The sequence below is a fragment of the Nonomuraea sp. NPDC004354 genome (genome assembly GCF_053602555.1).
Genome location: NZ_JBSGDV010000007.1, coordinates 323,174 through 343,451, shown reverse-complemented (window position 1 = coordinate 343,451; position 20,278 = coordinate 323,174). Strand labels below are relative to the sequence as shown.

Below are 20,278 nucleotides of genomic sequence, written 5' to 3'. Positions count from 1 at the left end.
TCATGCACTGGCTTTTAACACACTGTTGAGTTCTCAAGAAACGGACGCGTTCACCGTCAACCACCCGGCCGCACTCGCTTCGTTCGTTGTGTCTCTATTCTTTCAGCCCCCGCGATCCGAGTCAAATTGACTCTTTTCGCGAAACCTGCCGAGAATTTCGACCGCCCCTTTCAGGGCAACCCCTTGAACCTACCAGCCGATCCGGACAGATGCGAACCAACCGGGCAGGTGATCAAGGTGTTGGGGTGTTCGCGCCGCACTCCAGCGGAGCGGGGCGACAACTCAAACTCTAGCAGGACTCCGGAGGCACTTCACGCCACTCAGGCAACCTTGCGGTCATTCCCACCCCACCGACTCGCCAAACCTCCGCGCCTCGCAACCAGATGGCAAGCCATCCGCAACCGCCTCCCGGTACGAAGTACGCACGAGCTTCTGCGCCCGTGGAGGTGCCCACCATGACCCGCTCGGAGTTTGACGACATCCGCGCCGCGATCGCCGACGAGAGCAATCGCGCCAGCGACCTGCTCAGGATCGCCGGCACGCTGCTCGACGACCTCGAGCACGTTCGCATGCGCGAAGCCGCCCTGCGGACGTACTACCTGCGCCTGCTGACCGCGGCCCGCGCCACGGTCGCCGCGGAGTCCGCCGGCGCGCCCGAGCCGCTGGTCTTCCTCAAGCACGAGCTCGACGCGCACGGCCAGCTGCCGGCCGATGACGAGACGGTCCTGCGCATCCTGTCCGACGCGCGCACCGCCGCCGCGCTGCTCGCCGCCCTCGACCAGCCCGTCGGGGCCAAGCGGACGGGGCTGCGACTGCGCCGCTGCGTCGGCAGCGGCCGTTCACTCCGCCGGTGAAACACGACACTCCGCATCAGTCGCCGCAGAGTGAGTATTCTGGTGCTATGAGTGATCAGCCGTACGAAATTTCCCACGACATGGGCGATGACGTGCAGGAATCCTCGATTGCCATGTACAAGGACAGCTACCCGCTGCGTCACCACATCGACGAGATCGACGACGAGTGCGCACGAGGGATCTTCCGGTGGATGAACGAGGAGGACAACCGCGTCACCGACGCCCATCCCGATCCTCTGGAGGAGCCGAGATCCTTCAACGAGGATCTCTAGGGTTGGAAGCGGTATCCCATCCCCGGCTCGGTCAGGAGGTGGACCGGGCGCGCAGGGTCGCGCTCGAGTTTCCGCCTGAGCTGGGCCATGTACTGGCGCAGGTAGTGCGTCTCCTTGAGGTAGGCGCTGCCCCACACCTCCGTCAGCACCTGCCGCTGGGTGACGAGCTTGCCGGGATGGCGTAGCAGCAGCTCGAGGAAGTGCCATTCGGTGGGCGTCAGCCGTATCCCACCGGAGATCGTCTTGGTCGCCAGGTCGACCTCGTGGTCGCCGATCCGCACGGACGGCGACTCGCCGGCGGACGCCTGCGTCCGCCGGGCGACCGCGCGGATGCGGGCGAGGAGCTCGTCGATGCTGAACGGCTTGGTCACGTAGTCGTCGGCGCCCGCGTCGAGGGCGTCGACCTTGTCATCGCTGCCCGCCCGGCCCGACAGGACGATGATGGGCACGCTCGTCCATCCGCGCAGCCCGTGGATGACCTCCACCCCGTCGAGGTCCGGCAGCCCGAGATCGAGGACGACCAGGTCGGGGTGCCAGTCGGCGGCCTGGCGCAGCGCCGACGTGCCGTCCTCCGCCACCGCGACCTCGTACTGCCTGGCCGCCAGGTTGATCCGCAGGGCGCGCAGTAGTTGCGGCTCGTCGTCGACCACCAGCACGCGGATCATGCGACCGCTTTCAGAGAGACGATCATGGTGAGTCCTCCTCCTGGTGTCTCCTCCGGCACCAGCGTGCCGCCCATGGCTTCGGTCAGCCCGCGCGAGAGGGCGAGCCCGAGCCCGACCCCCGTGTGGTTGTCGCGGTCGCCCAGCCGCTGGAACGGCAGGAACACCCGTTCCTGTGCCTCGGGAGGGATGCCGGGGCCGCGGTCGATGATCCTGATCTCGACGGTGGACTCGTAGGAACTGGCCGTCACCAGCACGGGACTGTATCTGACGCCGTTGCCCATCAGGTTGACCAGTACCCGCTCGAGCAGCACGGGATCGGCCATGATGTCGGGCAGGTCGGCGGGCAGGTCGACGCGCACCCGGTCGCCCACGTCGGCCGTGGCATGGGAGACGACCTCCTCCACGGCCACGTGCTGCAGCGCGACCCCGAGCACGCCTGCCTGCAGGCGGCTCATGTCGAGGAGGTTCTCCACCAGCCGGTGCAGCTTCACCAGCGACTCGTCGGCCGTGGCCAGCAGCTCCCGCCGGTCTTCCTGGCTCCAGTCGACCTCGGCGCTGCGCAGGCTCTCCACGGCCGCCTTCGCCGACGCGAGGGGTGTGCGCAGGTCGTGGCTGACCGCCGCGAGCAGGGCGGTGCGCATCCTGTCGGCCTCGGCCAGCGGGCGCGCCGCCTCCGCCTCCTTCCGCAGCCGCTCGTGGCGCAGCGCCACCGCGGCCTCCGCGGCGAACGCCTCCAGCACGCGCCGGTCGGCGGCGTCCAGCAGCCTTCCCCGTACGGCGAGCACCAGGTCCTCGTCGATCACGACGTCCGTGTCGCCCGTTCCCGGCGCGGTGCACGGCGGGCCGCCCGCCATCGACACGATCCGCCAGCCGTCCCCCGTCCGCTCCAGCAGCGTGACCGAGGTCAGCCCGTAGATCTCGCGCAGCCGTTCGAGCAGCGGCTCGCCCCGCAGGACCTGCCCCGCCAGCGTGGAGAGCACCTCGGCCGCGGCGCCGGACCCGGCCGCCTCCCTGGTACGGCGGGCCGCCAGGTCGACCACCGTGCTGACCATCGCCGCCACGAGCACGAAGATGACCAGCGCGAGCAGGTTCTCCGGCGCGTGGATCGTCAACGTGTGCAGGGGCGGCGTGAAGAACCAGTTGAGCAGGCCGAACCCGACGACCGCCGCGGTCAGCGCGGGCCACGTCCCGCCGACCAGCGCGACGCCCACGACCATGAGGAAGAACAGCAGGATGTGGGTGGTCAGCGTCAGGCCGCCGTCGAAGGGCAGCAGCACCGCCGTGAGCAGCGGCATGCCCAGCAGCGCCATGGCCCAGCCCGCCAGCCGGCGCCTGCGGGTGAGCGCGGCGCGCCCGGTCGACTCCCTGCCGGCGCCGTGTGCCGCCTCGTGCATGACCAGATGCACGTCGATCGAGCCCGACCGGGCCGTGGTCGTCAGGCCCACGCCGAGGGAGAGCAGTCGCGCCAGCCTGCCCCTGCGGGAGGCGCCGAGGACGAGCTGGGTGGCGTTGACGCCGCCGGCGAAGTCGAGCAGCGCGCGCGCGACGTCGTCGCCGACCACCTGGTGGTAGCTGCCGCCGAGGCTTTCCACCAGCGCCCGCTGCTTGGCGAGGCCGGCCGGGTCGGCGCTGCCGACGAGGCCGTCGCCCCTGGTCACGTGGACGGCCATCAGGTCGGCGCCCTTGGTGCGCGCCGCGATGCGGGCGGCCCGCCTGATGAGGGTCTCGCCTTCGGCGCCGCCGGTCAGCGCCACGACCACGCGTTCGCGGGCCTCCCAGGTGCCGGAGATGCCGTGGTCGGCGCGGTAGCGGTCGAGCTGCTCGTCGACCTTGCCCGCCACCCACAGCAGGGCCAGCTCGCGCAGCGCGGTCAGGTTGCCGACGCGGAAGTAGTTGGCGAGGGCGGCGTCGACGTCCTCGGGCGCGTAGACGTTGCCGTGAGCCATCCGCCTTCTGAGGGCCTCGGGTGACATGTCGACCAGCTCGATCTGGTCGGCTCGCCGTACGACCTCGTCGGGCACGGTCTCGCGCTGCGGCACGCCGGTGATCTGCCGCACGACGTCGTTGAGCGACTCCAGGTGCTGGATGTTCACGGTCGAGATGACGTCGATGCCCGCGTCGAGGACCTCGTCGATGTCCTGCCAGCGCTTGGCGTTGCGGGAGCCGGGCACGTTGGTGTGGGCCAGCTCGTCGATCAGCGCGACCTTCGGCTTGCGGGCGATGACGGCGTCGACGTCGAGCTCGGTGAAGTCGGCGCCACGGTGGCGCAGGTGCTTGCGGGGGAGGATGTCGAGACCGTCGAGCAGTTCGGCGGTGCGTGTGCGGCCGTGGGTCTCGACGAGACCCACGGCCACGTCCTTACCTCGGGCGGCGGCCCTGCGGCCCTCGCCGAGCATCGCGTAGGTCTTGCCCACACCGGGGGCCGCGCCCAGATAGATCCGCAACCTCCCCCTGCCCATGGCTCCAGACTAGGGCTTGTACGGTGGCCTGCTCCCCCAGTCCCACCTGGGCACGGGCTCCTCGCGGGGCGCCTGCGCGCGCGGACCGGAGAAGTAGAGCGCCAGGCGCGTGCCCCACTCGACGTAGCCGGCGAACGCCGCCCTGAACTCCGCGTCGCGCGGCAGGCCCACCTCGTCGGCCGCGTCCATGAGCAGGTTCACCCAGCGGCGGCGCTGCTGTTCGGTGATGCCCTTGCCGAGGTGCTTGGAGACCATGTGCGTGTGGCCGCCGCGCTCGCGCGTGTAGGAGTCCGGGCCGCCGAAGACCTCGCCCAGCCACATCGCCACGTACTTCGGGTGCCCGGGGTCCATGGCCGCGAACAACGGCCCGACCAGCTCGTCCTTCTCCACCTTCGCGTAGAAGGTCGCGGTGAGCCGTTCGAGCGCCTCCGCGCCGCCCGCCCATTCGTACAGGGTGGGTTCGGTCTTGGTGATGACCTGCTCGTAGTGCCGCATCTCCTCGATGTTCGACACATATGGCTTGATCTCCGCGAAGAATGCCGCGAAGTGGTCGCTCTTTCTGAAACCCTCCAGGTGTCCCTCCGCGGAGGTCCACTCGATGCGCAGGATGTAGCACTCCGGCTCGTCGACGCAGCGGGAGAGCTCGTAGTCCAGGCACTGCGGCGACTCGCCGAGAGGGACGACGGCCCGCCGGTAGGCGGCCTCGAAGCCGTCCGCGTCGGGAACACGATAGCGAATGTACTCTACGATCACGTAATTATGTAATCACCATGCGAGCTTCTCCACAAGCATGGAATATCTTGACTTATCCGGTCACACTCGGTCTGTGGATCCGCTCCTTTCCTGGCTCATCAGCGCACTCCTCCAGTTCGTGATCGTCTATTTCGCCGTACGGCTGGCGCTGAAGCATGACCGCGACAGCCGCAGCAGCCCGTGACGTAGATCGGCCGGACGCCTCGACGCGGCCGACAGGACCACCAGCCGCCGACCTGCGCACGACGCAGGAGGTTTCGCCTTTATGCCCGCGACGTGACGTTCGTCCCCGGTGGCCTGCGGTAGCGGATCCAGACGTCCCCGCTGTCGAGGTGGCCCGTCATCCGCAGCACCACCCCGTCCTGCGCGGGCGGCTCGGGCGGCTTGTTGTGGACGTGCCCTGAGCGGGTCGTCACCTCGTCGGTGCGCACCCACCAGCCCCTCGGCACGACGATCCAGATGTCGCCGAACAGCGAGTCGCACCGGACGTCCATGGACACCTCGCGGTGCGGGCACGTCGCGCGCATGAAGTTGATCCGCACCGTGCCCCACCCGCACGCGACCTCGATGCGCGGCGGCACCACCCAGTGGCCGACCTGCTTGACGCTCCTGGCCCACCCCGTGGACAGTCGCAGCACCTCGGGGACCTCGAACCGGTCGGGGTCGGGCAGGTCGGCGACGATGCCGTCGAGCTCGCCGCAGGTCTGGGCGGCGTAGGCGCGGTCGAGACGGTCGTTGAGCTCCTCGGTGCCGATGCGCCCGTCGCCGACCGCGAACCGAAGGATCCGCGCCACCCGATCCCTGTCGCTGTCGCCGGCGCGGAGCCTCGCCCGATCCGTCATGCCTTCACAGTAGTGATCGACGTCACTCCGGGCCAGAGCCGATGATCGGCCGCGCTCGACGCCGCCCCAATGAGGGCACCCGATGCCGCGAACAGGCTGCAAGCTGCACGAAAGGAGCCTAAAAGGCGAAACGGCTAGAAAGGTGCATGAATCACTACAAAACTCATGTGATCGGAGCCATTTGATGATCAACATCAAGCGAGCCCTCGCCGTCAGCGCGATCGCCGCCTCAGCCCTGGCCGTTCCTGTGACGCTGGCGGGCAACCCCGCCGGCGCCACCACGACCAAGGCAGGCGTCCAGTCCGTCACAACGGATGCCACGTCCCACCCGTGCACACGTAGACACAGTGACGAAGGCCGACCCTGCGGCAAGCACGAGACCGTCAAGCCGCCAGCCAACCCCGCCCTGCCCGAATGCGCCAGCCCGGAGAACCAGACGCACAACAGCGACCCCTGCAACCCCGGCCCCATCGGCAACACCGATCCAGGCGGCACGAACGATCAGCTGCCCGCATGCGCCCGCCCCGAGAACCAGACCCACAACAACGACCCGTGCAACCCCGGCCCCATCGGCAACTGAAACCGGCGGACCGTCTCCGGGCACGGAAAAGGCCCCCAGGGATGATCTCCCTGAGGGCCTTTCACTAGTAGCGGGGGCAGGATTTGAACCTGCGACCTCTGGGTTATGAGCCCAGCGAGCTACCGAACTGCTCCACCCCGCGTCGGCGTGTGTCTAAAGACTATCGGCGACGCGGGACTCGTGCAAATCAAGAACTCGGCGTGGGCGAGGGCGTCGGGGAGCCGGTCGGCGAGGGCGTCGGGCTCGTGGTGGGCGTGGGAGTGGGCGACGGCTGGACGGTGACGTTGCGGCCGAGGGCGTTGAGCGCGTCCTGCAGGCGCTTCTGCGCCTCGCCGTACTTCACCCAGTCGGGCGGCGAGCTGGCCAGCGCCTTGTTGGCGTCGTCGTAGGCCTTCTGGGCGTCGGAGATCAGCTTGGCGGTCGCCGAGGCGTCGGCAGGCTGCCCCGTCTGCTGCTGCTCCTGGCCGGTCTGCTGCTGGGCCGCCTTGCCGCTGAAGACCTGCTCGAGGGCATCCTTCAGGGTGTTGCCCGAGCCGACCGTGCTGCCGTAGGCCACCAGGACCCGCTTCAGGATCGGGAACGGCTCCTGGCCGGCGGCGGCCGCCGTCTGGACGTAGACGGGCTCGATGTAGACCAGCCCGTCGGCGAAGGGCAGCGTGAGCAGGTTGCCGTAGCGGACCGTCGCGTTGCCCAGGCCGAGCAGGTTGAGCTCGCCGGAGAACTTGTTCTGGAAGTTGTTCTGCGCCTGTCCGGGGCCCGGGATCGAGGTGTTGGACGGCATGCGCAGGATGCGCAGCTTGCCGTACTCGGGACCGGCGGTCGCGTCGACCGCCATGAAGGCCGCCAGGTTGGGACCCTGGCGCGGGACGAAGGTCGTCGTCAGCGAGAACGACGGCGACTGCTTCGGCATCGTGGTGGTCAGGTAGTACGGCGGCTGCTTGACGTCCCTGTCGCCCTGCGAGGGGTCGAAGGGGACGTTCCAGAAGTCCTGGCCGCTGTAGAAGGCGTTGGCGTCCTCGATGTGGTACTGCGACAGGATGTCGCGCTGCACCTTGAACAGATCCTCGGGGTAGCGGATGTGGTCCTTGAGGCTCTGGCTCATCTTGGCGGCCGGCTGGATGACGCCGGGGAAGGCCTTGCTCCACGTCTGCAGGATCGGGTCCTTGGGGTCCCAGGCGTAGAGGGTGACCGTGCCGTCGTAGGCGTCGACGGTGGCCTTGACCGAGTTGCGGATGTAGTTGATCTGGTCGCGGGGCTGCGGGGCGACCACACCGCGCAGGGTCGTGGTGTCCTCGGTCATCGACGCCAGCGACTTGCTCTGTGAGTACGGGTAGTCGTTGGACAGCGTGTAGGCGTCGACGATCCACGTGATGCGCCCGTCGACGATCGCCGGGTAGGGGTTGCCGTCCAGCGTCAGGAACGGCGCCACCTTGGCGACGCGGTCACGCGGGTTGCGCTCGTAGAGGATCTTGGAGTTGTCGTTGATGTCGCTCGACAGCAGGATGTTCTTCTCGCCGTACTTGGCCGCGTAGACCAGGCGGTTGAAGAACGAGCCGACCGGCACGCCGCCCTGGCCCGTGTAGGTGGTGTTGGCCTGGCCGGTGCCGCCGCTCTCGGGGAAGTCGAGCTCCTGGCCCTGGCCCGCCTCGCCCTTGGGGCCGCCCGCGATGACGTACTCGGTGTCCATCTGCTCACCGAAGTAGACGCGCGGCTCCTTGAGGGTCTCGCCGAGCGAGCCGATGACCGGCATGTCCTTGGCGTCGAAGTTGGGCAGGCCCTCGGAGTCGACCTCGTTGCCAGGGGCGGCGACGAAGCCGTAGCCGTGGGTGTAGACGAGATGCTTGTTGATCCAGTTGTTCTGCTGGGCGGGCGGGCCCGTCAGCTCGCGCACCGCGACGACGTGGTCGCGGGGCACGGGCCCGACGCCCTTGTAGCGGTCGACGTCGAGCTGGGTGGGGAAGTCGTAGAAGCCGCGGATGCGCTGCTTCTGCTGGTAGGTCTTGGCGACCAGGTTGGGGTCGAGCAGCCGGACGCCCGACACGGAGACGTCGCCGTCGGCGGTCACCTTGCTGGGGTCGGACTGCGCGGAGTAGGGGATGACCTCGCTGCCCGCCACGCCGTAGGCGTCGCGGGTGGCCGCGATGTTCCGGCCGATGTAGGTCGCCTCACGCTGCTGCTGGTTGGGCTTGACCTGGAACTGCTCGACCAGCGCCGGGTAGACGCCGCCGATCAGGATGGCCGACAGGACCAGCAGGCCGAAGGAGACGCCGGGCAGCATGCCGCCGGGCCGTACGACGCCGGCGAAGAACAGCGCGGCGCAGATCAGCGCGATGATCGCGAGGATCGTCTTGGCCGGCAGGACGGCGCTGACGTCGGTGTAGGAGGCGCCGTTGACGAAACCCCGGTCGGAGAAGACCAGGCCGTAGCGGTCGACCCAGTAGGCGACCGCCTTCAGCAGCACGAAGACGCCCAGCAGCACCGACAGGTGCACGCGGGCGGCGCGGGAGGCGTGGACGCCGGGCGACTGCAGCCGGAACCCGCCGTACAGGTAGTGCGTGATCGCCGCCATGATGATCGCGATGATCACCGCGGTGAACAGGAAGTTCAGCACCATCCTGATGAACGGGTAGTCGAAGGTGAAGAAGGAGATGTCCAGGTTGAACAGCGCGTCCGTCTTGCCGAACCGGGTGCCGTTGGCGTACTGGAGCCACGTCTTCCACTGCCCGGCGAACGACGAGCCCGCGAACAGCGCGAGCACGGCCATGCCGATGATGAAGATCAGCTTGCGGTGGGGGTCGAGCGCCAGCCGGTAGCGGTCAGCGCCGCTGCCCCCGCCGAACATGGCGGGACCGAACATCGGACGCATCCTGAAGGCCAGCAGCATGTTGCCGCCGACGATGCCTGCCATCAGCAGCGCGCCCACCACGAACAGCCCGATCTCGGTCAGCAGCACACCCGAGAACACGGAGGTGGCCTTGACGGAGTCGAACCAGAGGTAGTCGGTGTAGATGCCCGAGAACAGGAAGAAGAACGCCACGATCGCCACCAACGCGATCGCGACGGGAAGAAGCAGTCGCGGTCGGCGGGGCAAACGCATCCCCCGACCGGGTCCTGGGGTCCGGAATGCCAAGGCCAACCCCTCGTCGTGATGAACAAACGGTCCGTGATTGGCAACCTACACCGGCTCGGGAGAGCTGACGAAGGATGCCGTACGGCTAACGCTCGAGGACCCGGGAAAGTTCACCCCGCGGAGCAGGAAGGCACCTCGCCCTTGCCCGACCTGATCGCGTCGAGCGCCTGCATCGCGCCGTGGAGCGTCTCCGCCTTCACCAGCCGCAGCCCGTCGGGGGCCGCCTTGACGGCCTCGGCGCAGTTGTCGGCCGGGGTGAGGAAGACCGTCGCGCCGGAGTTCTTGGCGCCGACCATCTTCTGCGCGATGCCGCCGATGCCGCCGACCTTGCCGTCGGGGGTGATGGTGCCGGTGCCGGCGATCGACTTGCCGCCGGTCAGCTCGCCAGGGGTGAGCTTGTCGATGATGCCGAGGGCGAACATCATGCCGGCGCTCGGCCCGCCGACGTCGCCGACGCTGATGCTCACCTTGAACGGGAACTTGTACTTGGCCTGCATGACGATGCCGACCATCGCGGTGCCCTGCTTACCGGCGACGGAGGTGACGGTGACGTCCTGCGGCTTGCCGTCCCTGACGACGCCGAAGACGATCTCGTCGCCCGGCTTGTGCGCCTTGACGGCCGCGGCGACCTGGTCGACCGCGGTGACCGGCTTGCCGTCGACGGTGCGGATCTCGTCGGACGGCTTGAGCCTGCCCGCCGCCGGCGCGGTCTTCTCCACCGACAGGACGGTGGGCACCATGGAATAGTCGATCTTCAACTCGGTCAGGGCCGCGGCGGTCGCGTTGTCCTGCGAGTTGGTCATCTCCGCGGTGTTCTCCTGCTCGACCTCCTCGGCCGTCTGCTCGCGCGGGAAGATCGACTCCTCGGGAACGACGGCGGCGGTGGGGTCGACCCAGCCGCGCAGCGCGGTCAGCAGGTCGGGTCTGGCCTGGGGACCACCCTGGTAGGAGACCGTGACGAGGCTCAGCGTGCCGCTCGTCGGGTAGGTCTGCCGGTCGCTGATCGTGATGACCGGCTTGTTGTCGACGGAGCCGATCGTGTTCTCGGTGGGCCCCGGGCTCAGCACGACGTACGGCACCGTCACCCAGGCGCCGGAGATGCCGAGTGCGAGCACCAGGAAACCGGCCACCAGCAGGGTGAGTGCGCGTCGTGACATGGCCATGAGCTTATTCGCAGGCGCCGACCCACTCGGCCGACCCGTCGGCGAACACCTGGTGTTTCCAGATGGGCACCTCGGCCTTCAGGTCGTCGATCAGCCTGCGGGACGCCGCGAACGCCTCCGCCCGGTGCGGGCACGCCACCGCGACGATCACCGCGATGTCGCCCAGTTCCAGGTCGCCGACCCGGTGGACGGCCGCGAGCGCCGTCACGGGGAAGTCGGCGGCCACCTTCTCGGCCACGCGCCTCAGCTCGTCGACCGCGCCGGGGTGGGCGGAGTACGACAGCCGCGTCACCGCCTTGCCGTGGTCCTGCTCGCGGACGGTGCCGACGAACAGCGCGGTGCCGCCGGCGGCGTGGGAGCCCACGGCGGTGAACACCTCCTCGACCGACAGCGGGGTGTCGCGAATGTCCAGCAACCGAATCACGCTCAGAGCCTACGCTTCTTTCGCACCTGCCTGACGATGGCCGCGGTGCCGATCACCGCGACGGTGGCGCCGGCCGCGGTGAGCGTGGCCTCCTTGACCGGCAGTCGCCTGCCGACCACGGTGGTCCTGTTCTCGCGCAGCTCCAGCAGCTGCTCCAGCGCGGCCTCGTTGGTCCACGCGGGCTTCCAGCCCGCCTGGCGCAGGCTCGCGCAGTCGACCACCCAGGGGTAGACGACGTAGTGGAGGTCCGTCGCGGGGGCCGGGGTGATGCCGAGGCGGTGCAGGCGCTGCGCCGTACCGAAGGTGATGCCGGCGGGCAGCTCGAAGCCGCGGATGCCGGACAGCTCCTCGACCTTCTCGTGCTCCAGCCAGCCCTCGGAGCCGACGGCGACCACGCCGGTGACCAGGCCCCTGGCGGCCAGTTCCAGGGCCGAGACCAGGTCGTCGACGTGGCAGAACTGCCAGCGCGGCGAGCAGCCCTTGACCTTGAGCAGCCGGGGCGACTCGAAGTGCCTGGTGATGACGGTGTCGATGCCGGGCCCGACGATCGCGGCGGGGCGCAGCACGGTCACCTCGAGCCCCGGATGGCTGCGCGAGGCCCTGCGCACCAGCGCCTCGATCTCGAGGTGGTCGCCGACCACGCCGGTGTCGGGCTCGGCGGCGACCGCGGCGTCTTCGGCCAGCGGCACCTCGTTGTCGGGCGCCGCGCCGTAGACCATGGCGCTGGTGACCAGCACCACACGGCGCACGCGCGCGGCCGCGCTGGCGGTCAGCACCGTCTGGGCGGCGCGCAGGTTGTAGGCGCGCCGCTCGGCGGGATCGGAGTCGAGCCCGTAGTCACCGGCCAGGTGAACCAGCACGTCGATGTCGGAGATCCGGTTCGCCAAGAGCGGATCTCGCACGTCGATCACCCGCCAGGTGACGTCCTGGACGTCGCCGCGCTCCTCGTCGATGGCCACCACCCTGCGGAAATCCGCGTTGGTGGCGAGCTTCGCGACGAGCTCGCGGCCGATGCCTGAGGACGCGCCGGTGACGGCGACGACTGGTTGGCGCGGGCGTTTCGAGGTAGGCACCAGGTCCTCACTTTGCACTGATCCGCCGCAGGACGACTAACGTGGCGGTTGTGGACTCCTCCATCCTGCACGAGGTAACGCGGTGACTGACCTGCCAGGTCGCGAAAACGACCCCAACGACAACCCGTTCGCCATGTTCGGCAACCCTGAGCAGATGGCTCAGGCGATGCGCCAGTTCGCCGACATGCTCTCGGCGCCGCAGGGCTCAGGCCCTGTCAACTGGGACATGGCCAAGAACATCGCCCGCCACGCGGTGGTCGCGGACGGCGATCCGAGCGTGATGGAGGGTGAACGCCGCCAGATCGTCGACGCTCTCCAGCTCGCCGACCTGTGGCTGAACGAGGCCACCGCGCTGCCCAGCGGGGTGGCCAACCCGCAGGCGTGGAGCCGTTCGGAGTGGATCGAGAACACGATCCCCGTCTGGCGCAAGCTGTGCGAGCCGATCGCCGAGCGCATGGTCGAGACCATGGGCGGCACGATCGGCGGCGCCGACCTGCCGCCGGAGGCCCAGCAGATGGCCGCCCAGCTCGGCCCGCTCATGGGCATGATGAAGCAGATGGGCGGCATGATGGTCGGCCAGCAGATCGGCCAGGCCATCGGCTCGCTGGCCCGCGAGGTGATCGGCACGACCGACATCGGCCTGCCGCTGTCCGACACCGCCGCGCTGCTGCCCGGCGGCATCGCCGCCTTCAGCAGCGGCCTGGAGCTGCCCTCCGACGAGATCAGGCTCTACCTGGCGCTGCGCGAGGCCGCCCACCACCGGCTGTTCCAGCACGTGCCGTGGCTGCGCGCGCACCTGCTCGGCGCGGTCGAGGAGTACGCCAGAGGCATCACGCTCGACACCTCCGCCCTGGAGGAGCAGATCCGCGGCCTCGACATCAGCAACCCGCAGGCCCTCCAGGAGGCGCTGAGCGGCGGCGCGCTGCTCAAGCCCGAGGAGACCGAACGGCAGAAGGCCGCCGTGGCGCGGCTGGAGACCATGCTGGCGCTGGTCGAGGGCTGGGTCGCGACCGTGGTCGACGCCGCCGCCGAGGGCAAGCTGCCGTCCGCGGGCGCGCTGGCCGAGACGGTACGGCGGCGCCGCGCGACGGGCGGGCCCGCCGAGACGACGTTCGGCACGCTCGTCGGCCTGGAGCTGCGGCCCAGGCGGCTGCGCGAGGCCGCAGCGCTGTGGCAGGCGGTGGTCGCCGACCGGGGGATCGACGGGCGCGACGCGATCTGGGCGCACCCCGACCTCATGCCGACGGCCGACGACCTCGACGCTCCCGACACCTTCGTGAAGGGCGAGGCGGCCTGGGACATCTCCAAGCTCGAGGACGGCGACGCTTGACCCTCCACCGCGACGCGGTAGCCGTACTCACGGGCTGGAAGGCCCCCACGGAAGCCGAGGAGGAGCTCAGGCGCGAGTTCCTCGAACACCTGCGGCGGCATCCCGACGCCATGACCCGCGGCTGCGCGCCCGGGCACCTGACGGGCACCACCGCCGTGCTGTCGCACGACGGCGCCCACGTGCTGCTCACGCTGCACCCGAAGGCGGGCATGTGGCTGCCGATGGGCGGCCACTGCGAGTCCTACGACGGCTCGCTGGCCGGGGTCGCGCTGCGCGAGGCCACGGAGGAGTCGGGGATCGCGGGCCTCCGGTTGCTGCCCGGGCCGCTCGCGCTCGACCGGCACAAGGTGTGGTGCCACCCGCCGCACAGCTGGCACCTCGACGTGGAGTACGCGGCCGTCGCCCCCGAGGGAGCCGAGGCGGTGATGAGCGACGAGTCGCTCGACCTGCGGTGGTTCCCCGTGGACGACATCCCCGAGCTGTCCGACGAGGCCACGAGGCTGCTGGCCAGGCGGGGCCGCGACGTTCTCACGGCGACTTCACGCCCCCTCGGTTAGAGTCCCCTCACACAGGGGGTTATGTGGACATGGTCGGCGGCTCGATCGTGACGCCCGCGCGTCGCGCCTTCCCGTTCAGGACACTCGCGTGGATCGCGGTCATCCCCTTCCTCCTGTGGGCGGCTGCCCGGGTCGGCGGGCTCGAACAAGGCTCGATCACCACGCAGCTCATGACGGCCACGCCGTACGCGGCCGCGGGTTCCGTGGTCCCGCTCCTGCTCGCGCTGGCCTCCCGCAACCGCGCGGCCTGCGCGGTCGCCCTGGTCACGACGGCCGCCCTGGGCCTCAGCGTGCTGCCCAGGGCACTCGGTACGGCGGACGCCACCGCGGGCAGGCCGCTCAGGGTGCTCACCCTGAACCTGTTGTTCGGCGAGGCGGAGGCGGCACCGGTGGTCGAGCTGGTGCGGCGGCTGAACCCCGACGTCCTGTCCACGCAGGAGCTCACGCCCGACGCGGTCGAGCGGCTCGACGCGGCGGGGTTGAAGGACGTGATGCCGTACCGGGTGCTGGAGGCCGAGTACGGCCCGGGCGGCAGCGGCCTCTACGCGAAGTACCCGCTGACGCAGGTGTGGGACCAGGCTCCGCCGATCGGCAACAACATGCCGCTGGCCGTGCTGGCCTTGCCCGGCGGCAAGCCCGTCCAGCTGATGGCCGTGCATCCCGTTCCGCCGCTCGGCCCGCAGGTCCGGGATTGGAACGCTGCACTGCGGGCACTGCCCGCCGCCTCGGGCGACGTGGTGCGGGTGCTGGCGGGCGACTTCAACGCCAGTCTCGACCACGCGGCGATGCGCGAGCTGCTCGGCCGGGGCTACAAGGACGCGGCCGACGAGGTCGGCCGGGGTCTGGTGCCGACGTGGCCGGCCAACAAGCGGATCCCGCCGGTCATCACGATCGACCACGTGCTCGTCGACTCGCGGGCGGGCGTGCGCGAGGTCAGCGTGCACACCATGCCGGGCACCGATCACCGGGCGGTCTTCGCCGGTCTCACCGTGCCGTGAGTGCCCTGGTGTTGTCCCAGCCCTCCAGGCCGGGGTCGAGGCGGTCGAGGTCCGCTCTGGTGCGCAGGCGGTGCCAGCCGGGGGTGGTGGCGACCATGCGGCGGCCGGGGGCCTGGGCGCGCAGCTGCTTCACCGGGTCGTCGGCGTCGAGGTCGGGGTCGGCCCAGCCGGGGAAGGGAAGAGTGGCCGCTACGGCGACGGCGCCGCCCTGCTCGGCGGGGCAGACGGTCAGCGCGGCCCGGCCGAGTTCGCGGAACAGCTTTCCGATGAGCAGGGGCGGGAGATCGGGGGCGTCTCCACTCACAATCGCCGCTTGATCAGCATTTATCGCCTTGAAGATGTCCTTCAGCGGCGTGTCCTCATTTATCTGGATAATGTCCGTGCCGGGCCACAAAAGATGATCCAAAGCGGGAACGCTCGTGACGAGGACCGGTGTGACGAGTTCGAGGCCCGCGACGATCTCGTAGGTGTCCTCGACTATGGCTTCCAGGAACTCGCGAGGATCGCCGGGCGCGGCATTCGCCATGCTTTGCCGTACCAGAACGGCGACGACTCGGGTCAACACTCCTCCGGTGTGGTGCTGGCGGCGGCGGAGAAACCTTCGAGGAAACCGCGCGCCCGCTCAGCCTTGGGATACTGTTCGACCAGTGCCCAGAAATCGGGCCCGTGGCTCGGCACCAGCAGGTGCACGAGTTCGTGGATGATGACGTAGTTGATGACCCACTCGGGCAGCCCCCTGAGCCGGGTCGAGATCCTGATCGTGCCGCTGTCGGGGGTGCACGAGCCCCACCTGTGCTGCTGGTTGTCGACCCAGCGGACGCTCACCGGCTGCGCCTTGCCGTCGAGGTACCTCGCCGACAGCTCGACGGCCTTCTCGAGCAGTCCTTCGTCCGTCGGACGTCGCCGTTGCTCCTTGGCCGCCAGCCGATCGAGCATCCGGCTCACCCATTCGTCCGCGTCCTCGCCGCTCAGCCACGCGGGCAGGAGCACGATCGTCTTGTCGCCGTCGCGGTACGCGGAGACCGTACGCCGGCGACGAGAACTTCGACGGACCTCGACTCTCTCGGGGGACACATATGCACGTTAGCCGACGATGGCGAAATTCCACAGGGGGTGAGCCGCTGTTTTCGCTGGTCAGCATGATTAAGAGCCGGTGAATTTGGGCACCCGCCTTTCCCGATGCGCGGCGAGGCCTTCAAGCATGTCGTTCGAGGTCATCGTGACCGGCTGGGCCAGCGCCTCCCATTTGAGCGCTTCATCGAGGTCATTGTGTGCGGTCTTGAGGGCGATTTTGGTCAGCCGCGTCGCGATCGGAGCGTTCGCCGCGACGCTTCTCGCGATCTCGAGAGTTTCCCGGAGAAGATCCGCCTTCGGGAACGCGCGGTTGATGAGCCCTTCGCGCGCGGCCTCCGCGCCGCTGATGGTCCTGCCGGTCAGCAGGAGTTCCCGCGCGAGGTTGAGCCCTCCTCTGCTCGGCAGCAGATAGGTGGCGGCCATGCCGGGGTGCAGGCCGAGCGTGGTGAACGGGGCCAGGAGCTTGGCGTCGTCGGCGGCGTAGACGAGATCGCACGCCAGCGCCACGCACAGGCCCGCGCCGACGGCTGGGCCGTTGACCGCGGCGATCGTGGGGATCTCCAGCTGGGCGATCGACAGCCAGGTGCGGTAGAAGGCGAGCATCCGGTCGCGGAGCGCGGGAACCGTCTCGTCGCCCCGCTCGGCCAGCCATGACAGGTCGCCGCCCGAGGAGAAGGCGCTGCCCTCGCCGGTGACCACCACGCAGCGGGCGTCCCTGTCGGCGGCGAGCGCGGCGACCGTCTCGGCCCATGCGGCGGTCATGCCGTCGGTCATGGAGTTGCGGCGGTCGGGGCGATTGAGGGTGAGCAGGACGACGCCGTCGTCGTGCCGGTCGATCAAGAGCTCGTTCATTGGGAGAGAGTATCCACAGCCGTCCGCGGGCCCGGCGCCGGTTATCCACAGGCCGCGGGAAACCCCTCCACGATCATGCTCCCCGGTGGGAATCTTGCGCGCCATGAGGCCACGTGTGAAACCCGTCCTGCGCCGGATCCTCCGCGACGAGCGCACCCTCCAGTTCGGCGTGCATCCGCGCAGCGCCGTCCTGGTGAGCGATCTCGCGCCGTCGGTGAAGCGGTGGCTCGACCGGCTCGACGGGACGAGGGAGATCGAACAGGTGCTGCGGGAGGCGGCCACGGCGGGGCTGTCGCAGGAGGGCGCCCGGTCGCTGCTCGACACGCTCACGGCCAGAGGGGTGCTCGACGACGCGGCTGTGCGGCCGTCGCCGCTGGCGCGGCTCACGCTCGCCGAGCGCGACCGGCTGCGGCCCGACCTCGACGCGCTGGACGTGGCCGCCACGACGCCCGGCGGCGCGCTGGCGACGATGCGGCGGCGGCGTGAGGCACGCGTGCGGGTCTACGGCGCGGGGCGGGTGGGGGCGCAGATCGTCGCGCTGCTGGCGGCCTCGGGGGTGGGGCAGCTGCGCGTGATCGACCCGGAGCCGGCCCGGCCGGAGGATCTGGTGCCGGGCGGGCTCGGCTGGACGGAGCTGGGGATGCCGCGGGAGGCGGGCGCGGTCGCCGTGGCCAGGCGGATCACCGCCGGGCGTGCCTGTGTCCCCGTGCCTGCGGTGGCTCCCGTCGACTGCGGCTGCGCTTCGGGAGTGATCGCTTCGGATGCCGGAGCGATGGCTTCGGATGTGGGGGCGCGCGGCACGGAGGGGCGCGGCACGGGAGCGCCGGGGGCCTCTTCCGGACGCGGCCCGAGGGCGGGTGAGTCGGGGAGGCGCGGCCCGGAATCCCCGGTGCAGGCGGGGGCACGTCGGACCGCAGTGTGCGCGTGTGGGCAGGGGTTGTCGGCCGGTGCGAGGGCGCATGAGGCGGAGTCCTCGGCCGGTGCGAGGGCGCGTGGGGCGGAGTCGTCGGCGGGTGTGGGGGCGCGTGGGGCGGAGTCGTCGGCGGGTGTGGGGGTGTGCGAGGTGGAGTCCTCGGTGGATGCCCGCGCGGGCGGGCCGCACCTGTCCGACGGCTCGCAGCGGCCGGATCTCGTCGTGCTGGCGCCCGTCGGGCCACTCGACGCGGTGCTGGTGTCCGAACTGGTCGCCATGAGGATCCCGCACCTGCTCGCGGCCGCCTTCGAGGGTCACGGCTCCGTCGGTCCTTTGGTACTGCCGGGCGAGACCTCGTGCCTGCACTGCCTGGACCTCGCGCGGCGCGACCGTGACCCTGCGTGGCCGATCGTCACCGCCCGGCTCGGCGGATTCCCCGCCGGTGAGATCGCCTGCGGTTCCGCACTGTCCTCGCTGGTCGCGGCAGCGGCGACCGGCCATGCGCTTGCTCACATCGACGGCCGGAGCAGCGCTGTGACAAACGGCACAATGGATGTTTTGCCTGATTGGCGGTGGAAGCGCCGATCCTGGACAGTGCATCCACAATGTCGTTGCTGGCGAAACGACCTAGGTGCGCTAACAATGGTCGAGCCGGGCTCTTGCCATTGACGGGCCACACGCAAGGCCTGGCGCCCCATCAGGCCGGGACCACGAAGGGGGGAAGCGCCGTCCCAACAGGGACGTCGCGCGTCATGGTGAGTGATCTTCCGCGCCGCGCCGTAGCGCGCTCCGCCAAGCTGGCGACCCTTCCGCTCGGGTTCGCCGGCCGTACCGTCATGGGCCTCGGCAAGCGGATCGGCGGACGGCCCGCCGAGCTGGTCGCCCAGGAGATCCAGCAGCGCACCGCCGAGCAGATCTTCAAGGTGCTGGGGGAGCTCAAGGGCGGGGCGATGAAGCTCGGCCAGGCGCTGTCCATCTTCGAGGCGGCGCTGCCGCCCGAGATCGTCGGCCCCTACCGCGCGACCCTCACCAAGCTGCAGGACTCCGCTCCCCCGCTGCCCGCCGCCACCGTCCACCAGGTGCTGACCGAGCAGCTGGGCGACGACTGGCGCGACCACTTCCGGTCCTTCGACGACCGGCCGACCGCCGCCGCCTCGATCGGGCAGGTCCACAAGGCGGTCTGGCACGACGGCAGGACGGTCGCCGTCAAGATCCAGTATCCCGGCGCGGGCAAGGCGCTGCTCGGCGACTTCGCCCAGATGGCCCGCCTCGGCAAGCTGTTCGGGGCGCTGCTGCCCGGGCTCGACATCAAGGCCGTCCTGGCCGAGCTGCGCGAGCGCATCGCCGAGGAGCTCGACTACCTGCGCGAGGCCGAGGCGCAGCACGCCTTCGCGCAGGCGTTCGCCGACGACTCCGACTTCTACGTGCCCGACGTCGTGGCGGCCAACGAACAGGTGCTGGTCACCGAGTGGATGGACGGCACGCCGCTGTCACGCATCATCGCCGACGGCACCAAGGAGGAGCGCGACAAGGCGGGACTGCTGTTCGTGCGGTTCCTGTTCTGCTCCCCCGCCCGCGTCGCCATGCTCCACGCCGACCCGCACCCCGGCAACTTCCGCATGCTGCCGGACGGCAGGCTCGGCGTCCTCGACTTCGGCGCGGTCAACCGGATGCCTGACGGCTACCCCACGGTGTTCGGGCAGCTGACCCGCATCTTCAACCAGGGCGACATGGACGCGGTGGTCACCGGGCTGCGTGACGAGGGCTTCATCCAGGAGCACATCGAGATCGACGTCGAGGCGCTGCGCGGCTTCCTGGCCCCCTACGTGGAGCCGACAGCGGTCGAGGAGTTCACGTTCAGCAGGGAGTGGCTGCAGGCGCAGGCGGCCAGCGCCACCGACCTGCGCCCGACGAACGTGATCAGGCAGCTCAACCTGCCGGTCTCGTACGTGTTGATCCACCGGGTGCACGCGGCGGGGGTGGGGGTGCTGTGCCAGCTCGGCACGACGGCCCGCTTTCGAGACGAGGTCATCAGGTGGGTCCCGGGCTTCGCCGACGAGGCCGTCAGCTGACACCTGCCCGCCGTACTGGCCTGCCGGGCTTCACCGCACCCGTACTTGGGTCTCCCGACTCACCCCTGCCCGCGCGGGGGGCGGCCCGCACCAGGGTTCACCCGCACCAGGACCGTCAGCTCCTCCCACCCCTCGCCGGCCCCATCCAACAGGGATCACTCCCTCACGGGCGGCCCGCTCCTCCGGCCGTCAACACCCCACCCGCCGGGCATCGGCCGCCCGCAAGGATCCATCCCCGGGCCGTCCTCCCGCTCCATCCACGCGACG

The 20,278-nt window shown here is 69.9% G+C and carries 19 protein-coding genes and 1 tRNA gene; 8 read left to right on the top strand and 12 right to left on the bottom strand.

The features are described 5' to 3' along the window. The first annotated feature begins 455 nt into the window (after positions 1-455). Together ACWENQ_RS22600 and ACWENQ_RS22595 are read left to right on the top strand one after the other, a co-directional pair. Entirely contained in the window at positions 456-854 is a 399-nt protein-coding gene (locus ACWENQ_RS22600; protein ID WP_449917592.1) for a hypothetical protein, read from the top strand. 47 nt (positions 855-901) lie between these two features. Continuing rightward, the gene (locus ACWENQ_RS22595; protein WP_354905965.1) at positions 902-1,126 is read left to right on the top strand and encodes a hypothetical protein; all 225 of its coding nucleotides are present in this window, start codon (positions 902-904) and stop codon (positions 1,124-1,126) included. Here the strand turns inward: ACWENQ_RS22595 and ACWENQ_RS22590 are convergent. The 4 genes from ACWENQ_RS22590 to ACWENQ_RS22575 form a co-directional block, all read right to left on the bottom strand. Beyond that, complete coding sequence (locus ACWENQ_RS22590; RefSeq protein ID WP_449917596.1) at positions 1,123-1,791, bottom strand: response regulator; 669 nt, start codon at positions 1,789-1,791, stop codon at positions 1,123-1,125. The two genes, ACWENQ_RS22595 and ACWENQ_RS22590, sit on opposite strands and share 4 nt — an antisense overlap. Continuing rightward, positions 1,788-4,250: a DUF4118 domain-containing protein gene (locus tag ACWENQ_RS22585; protein WP_452415927.1), complete on the bottom strand. Its 2,463-nt coding sequence runs from the start codon at positions 4,248-4,250 to the stop codon at positions 1,788-1,790. The genes ACWENQ_RS22590 and ACWENQ_RS22585 overlap by 4 nt, the downstream gene beginning before the upstream one ends. Before the next feature lie 9 nt (positions 4,251-4,259). Further along, complete coding sequence (locus ACWENQ_RS22580) at positions 4,260-5,003, bottom strand: globin domain-containing protein (RefSeq protein ID WP_452415926.1); 744 nt, start codon at positions 5,001-5,003, stop codon at positions 4,260-4,262. Between the two features lie 263 nt (positions 5,004-5,266). Further along, positions 5,267-5,845 carry a DUF1707 SHOCT-like domain-containing protein gene (locus ACWENQ_RS22575; protein ID WP_449917601.1) on the bottom strand — a complete coding sequence of 193 codons (579 nt, stop codon included), beginning with the start codon at positions 5,843-5,845 and terminating at the stop codon, positions 5,267-5,269. Between the two features lie 184 nt (positions 5,846-6,029). On the opposite strand from ACWENQ_RS22575, the gene ACWENQ_RS22570 reads away from it, so the two are divergent. Next, complete coding sequence (locus ACWENQ_RS22570) at positions 6,030-6,425, top strand: hypothetical protein (RefSeq protein WP_452415925.1); 396 nt, start codon at positions 6,030-6,032, stop codon at positions 6,423-6,425. A 68-nt stretch (positions 6,426-6,493) separates the two neighbouring features. On the opposite strand, the gene ACWENQ_RS22565 is transcribed toward ACWENQ_RS22570, so the two are convergent. From ACWENQ_RS22565 to ACWENQ_RS22545, 5 genes are all read right to left on the bottom strand, one after another. Beyond that, positions 6,494-6,567: transfer RNA gene (locus tag ACWENQ_RS22565), tRNA-Met, on the bottom strand. 45 nt (positions 6,568-6,612) lie between these two features. Further along, positions 6,613-9,462: a UPF0182 family membrane protein gene (locus ACWENQ_RS22560; RefSeq protein WP_452415923.1), complete on the bottom strand. Its 2,850-nt coding sequence runs from the start codon at positions 9,460-9,462 to the stop codon at positions 6,613-6,615. Between the two features lie 203 nt (positions 9,463-9,665). Next, entirely contained in the window at positions 9,666-10,712 is a 1,047-nt protein-coding gene (locus tag ACWENQ_RS22555; RefSeq protein WP_452415922.1) for a YlbL family protein, read from the bottom strand. A gap of 10 nt (positions 10,713-10,722) precedes the next feature. Continuing rightward, positions 10,723-11,148, bottom strand: coding sequence for a molybdenum cofactor biosynthesis protein MoaE (locus tag ACWENQ_RS22550; RefSeq protein WP_354905988.1), 426 nt, complete (start codon positions 11,146-11,148; stop codon positions 10,723-10,725). Beyond that, positions 11,145-12,218, bottom strand: coding sequence for an NAD-dependent epimerase/dehydratase family protein (locus ACWENQ_RS22545; RefSeq protein ID WP_449918632.1), 1,074 nt, complete (start codon positions 12,216-12,218; stop codon positions 11,145-11,147). Before ACWENQ_RS22545 ends, ACWENQ_RS22550 begins: the two co-directional genes overlap by 4 nt. A gap of 79 nt (positions 12,219-12,297) precedes the next feature. Here ACWENQ_RS22545 and ACWENQ_RS22540 point away from each other — a divergent pair, with 79 nt between their 5' ends. The 3 genes from ACWENQ_RS22540 to ACWENQ_RS22530 are packed head-to-tail and all read left to right on the top strand — an operon-like array spanning position 12,298 to position 15,100. Further along, positions 12,298-13,545, top strand: a complete 1,248-nt coding sequence (locus ACWENQ_RS22540) for a zinc-dependent metalloprotease (RefSeq protein WP_452415920.1) — start codon at positions 12,298-12,300, stop codon at positions 13,543-13,545. Further along, positions 13,542-14,102, top strand: a complete 561-nt coding sequence (locus ACWENQ_RS22535; RefSeq protein ID WP_452415919.1) for an NUDIX hydrolase — start codon at positions 13,542-13,544, stop codon at positions 14,100-14,102. The genes ACWENQ_RS22540 and ACWENQ_RS22535 overlap by 4 nt, the downstream gene beginning before the upstream one ends. Positions 14,103-14,131: 29 nt before the next feature. Next, complete coding sequence (locus tag ACWENQ_RS22530; RefSeq protein ID WP_449918636.1) at positions 14,132-15,100, top strand: endonuclease/exonuclease/phosphatase family protein; 969 nt, start codon at positions 14,132-14,134, stop codon at positions 15,098-15,100. Here ACWENQ_RS22530 and ACWENQ_RS22525 read toward each other — a convergent pair. From ACWENQ_RS22525 to ACWENQ_RS22515, 3 genes are all read right to left on the bottom strand, one after another. After that, positions 15,087-15,662, bottom strand: a complete 576-nt coding sequence (locus tag ACWENQ_RS22525; RefSeq protein ID WP_449917612.1) for a DUF2064 domain-containing protein — start codon at positions 15,660-15,662, stop codon at positions 15,087-15,089. The two genes, ACWENQ_RS22530 and ACWENQ_RS22525, sit on opposite strands and share 14 nt — an antisense overlap. Further along, a complete protein-coding gene (locus tag ACWENQ_RS22520; protein WP_354905949.1) occupies positions 15,659-16,174 on the bottom strand; it encodes a M48 metallopeptidase family protein in 516 nt (171 codons plus the stop codon). Before ACWENQ_RS22520 ends, ACWENQ_RS22525 begins: the two co-directional genes overlap by 4 nt. 69 nt (positions 16,175-16,243) lie before the next feature. After that, positions 16,244-17,026: an enoyl-CoA hydratase/isomerase family protein gene (locus ACWENQ_RS22515; RefSeq protein WP_449917618.1), complete on the bottom strand. Its 783-nt coding sequence runs from the start codon at positions 17,024-17,026 to the stop codon at positions 16,244-16,246. 103 nt (positions 17,027-17,129) lie between these two features. Between ACWENQ_RS22515 and ACWENQ_RS22510 the strand changes: the two genes are divergently transcribed. Together ACWENQ_RS22510 and ACWENQ_RS22505 are read left to right on the top strand one after the other, a co-directional pair. Further along, positions 17,130-18,608 carry a ThiF family adenylyltransferase gene (locus ACWENQ_RS22510; RefSeq protein WP_452415918.1) on the top strand — a complete coding sequence of 493 codons (1,479 nt, stop codon included), beginning with the start codon at positions 17,130-17,132 and terminating at the stop codon, positions 18,606-18,608. A gap of 83 nt (positions 18,609-18,691) precedes the next feature. Beyond that, positions 18,692-20,011 carry an ABC1 kinase family protein gene (locus ACWENQ_RS22505; protein WP_449917622.1) on the top strand — a complete coding sequence of 440 codons (1,320 nt, stop codon included), beginning with the start codon at positions 18,692-18,694 and terminating at the stop codon, positions 20,009-20,011. Positions 20,012-20,278 lie beyond the last annotated feature (267 nt).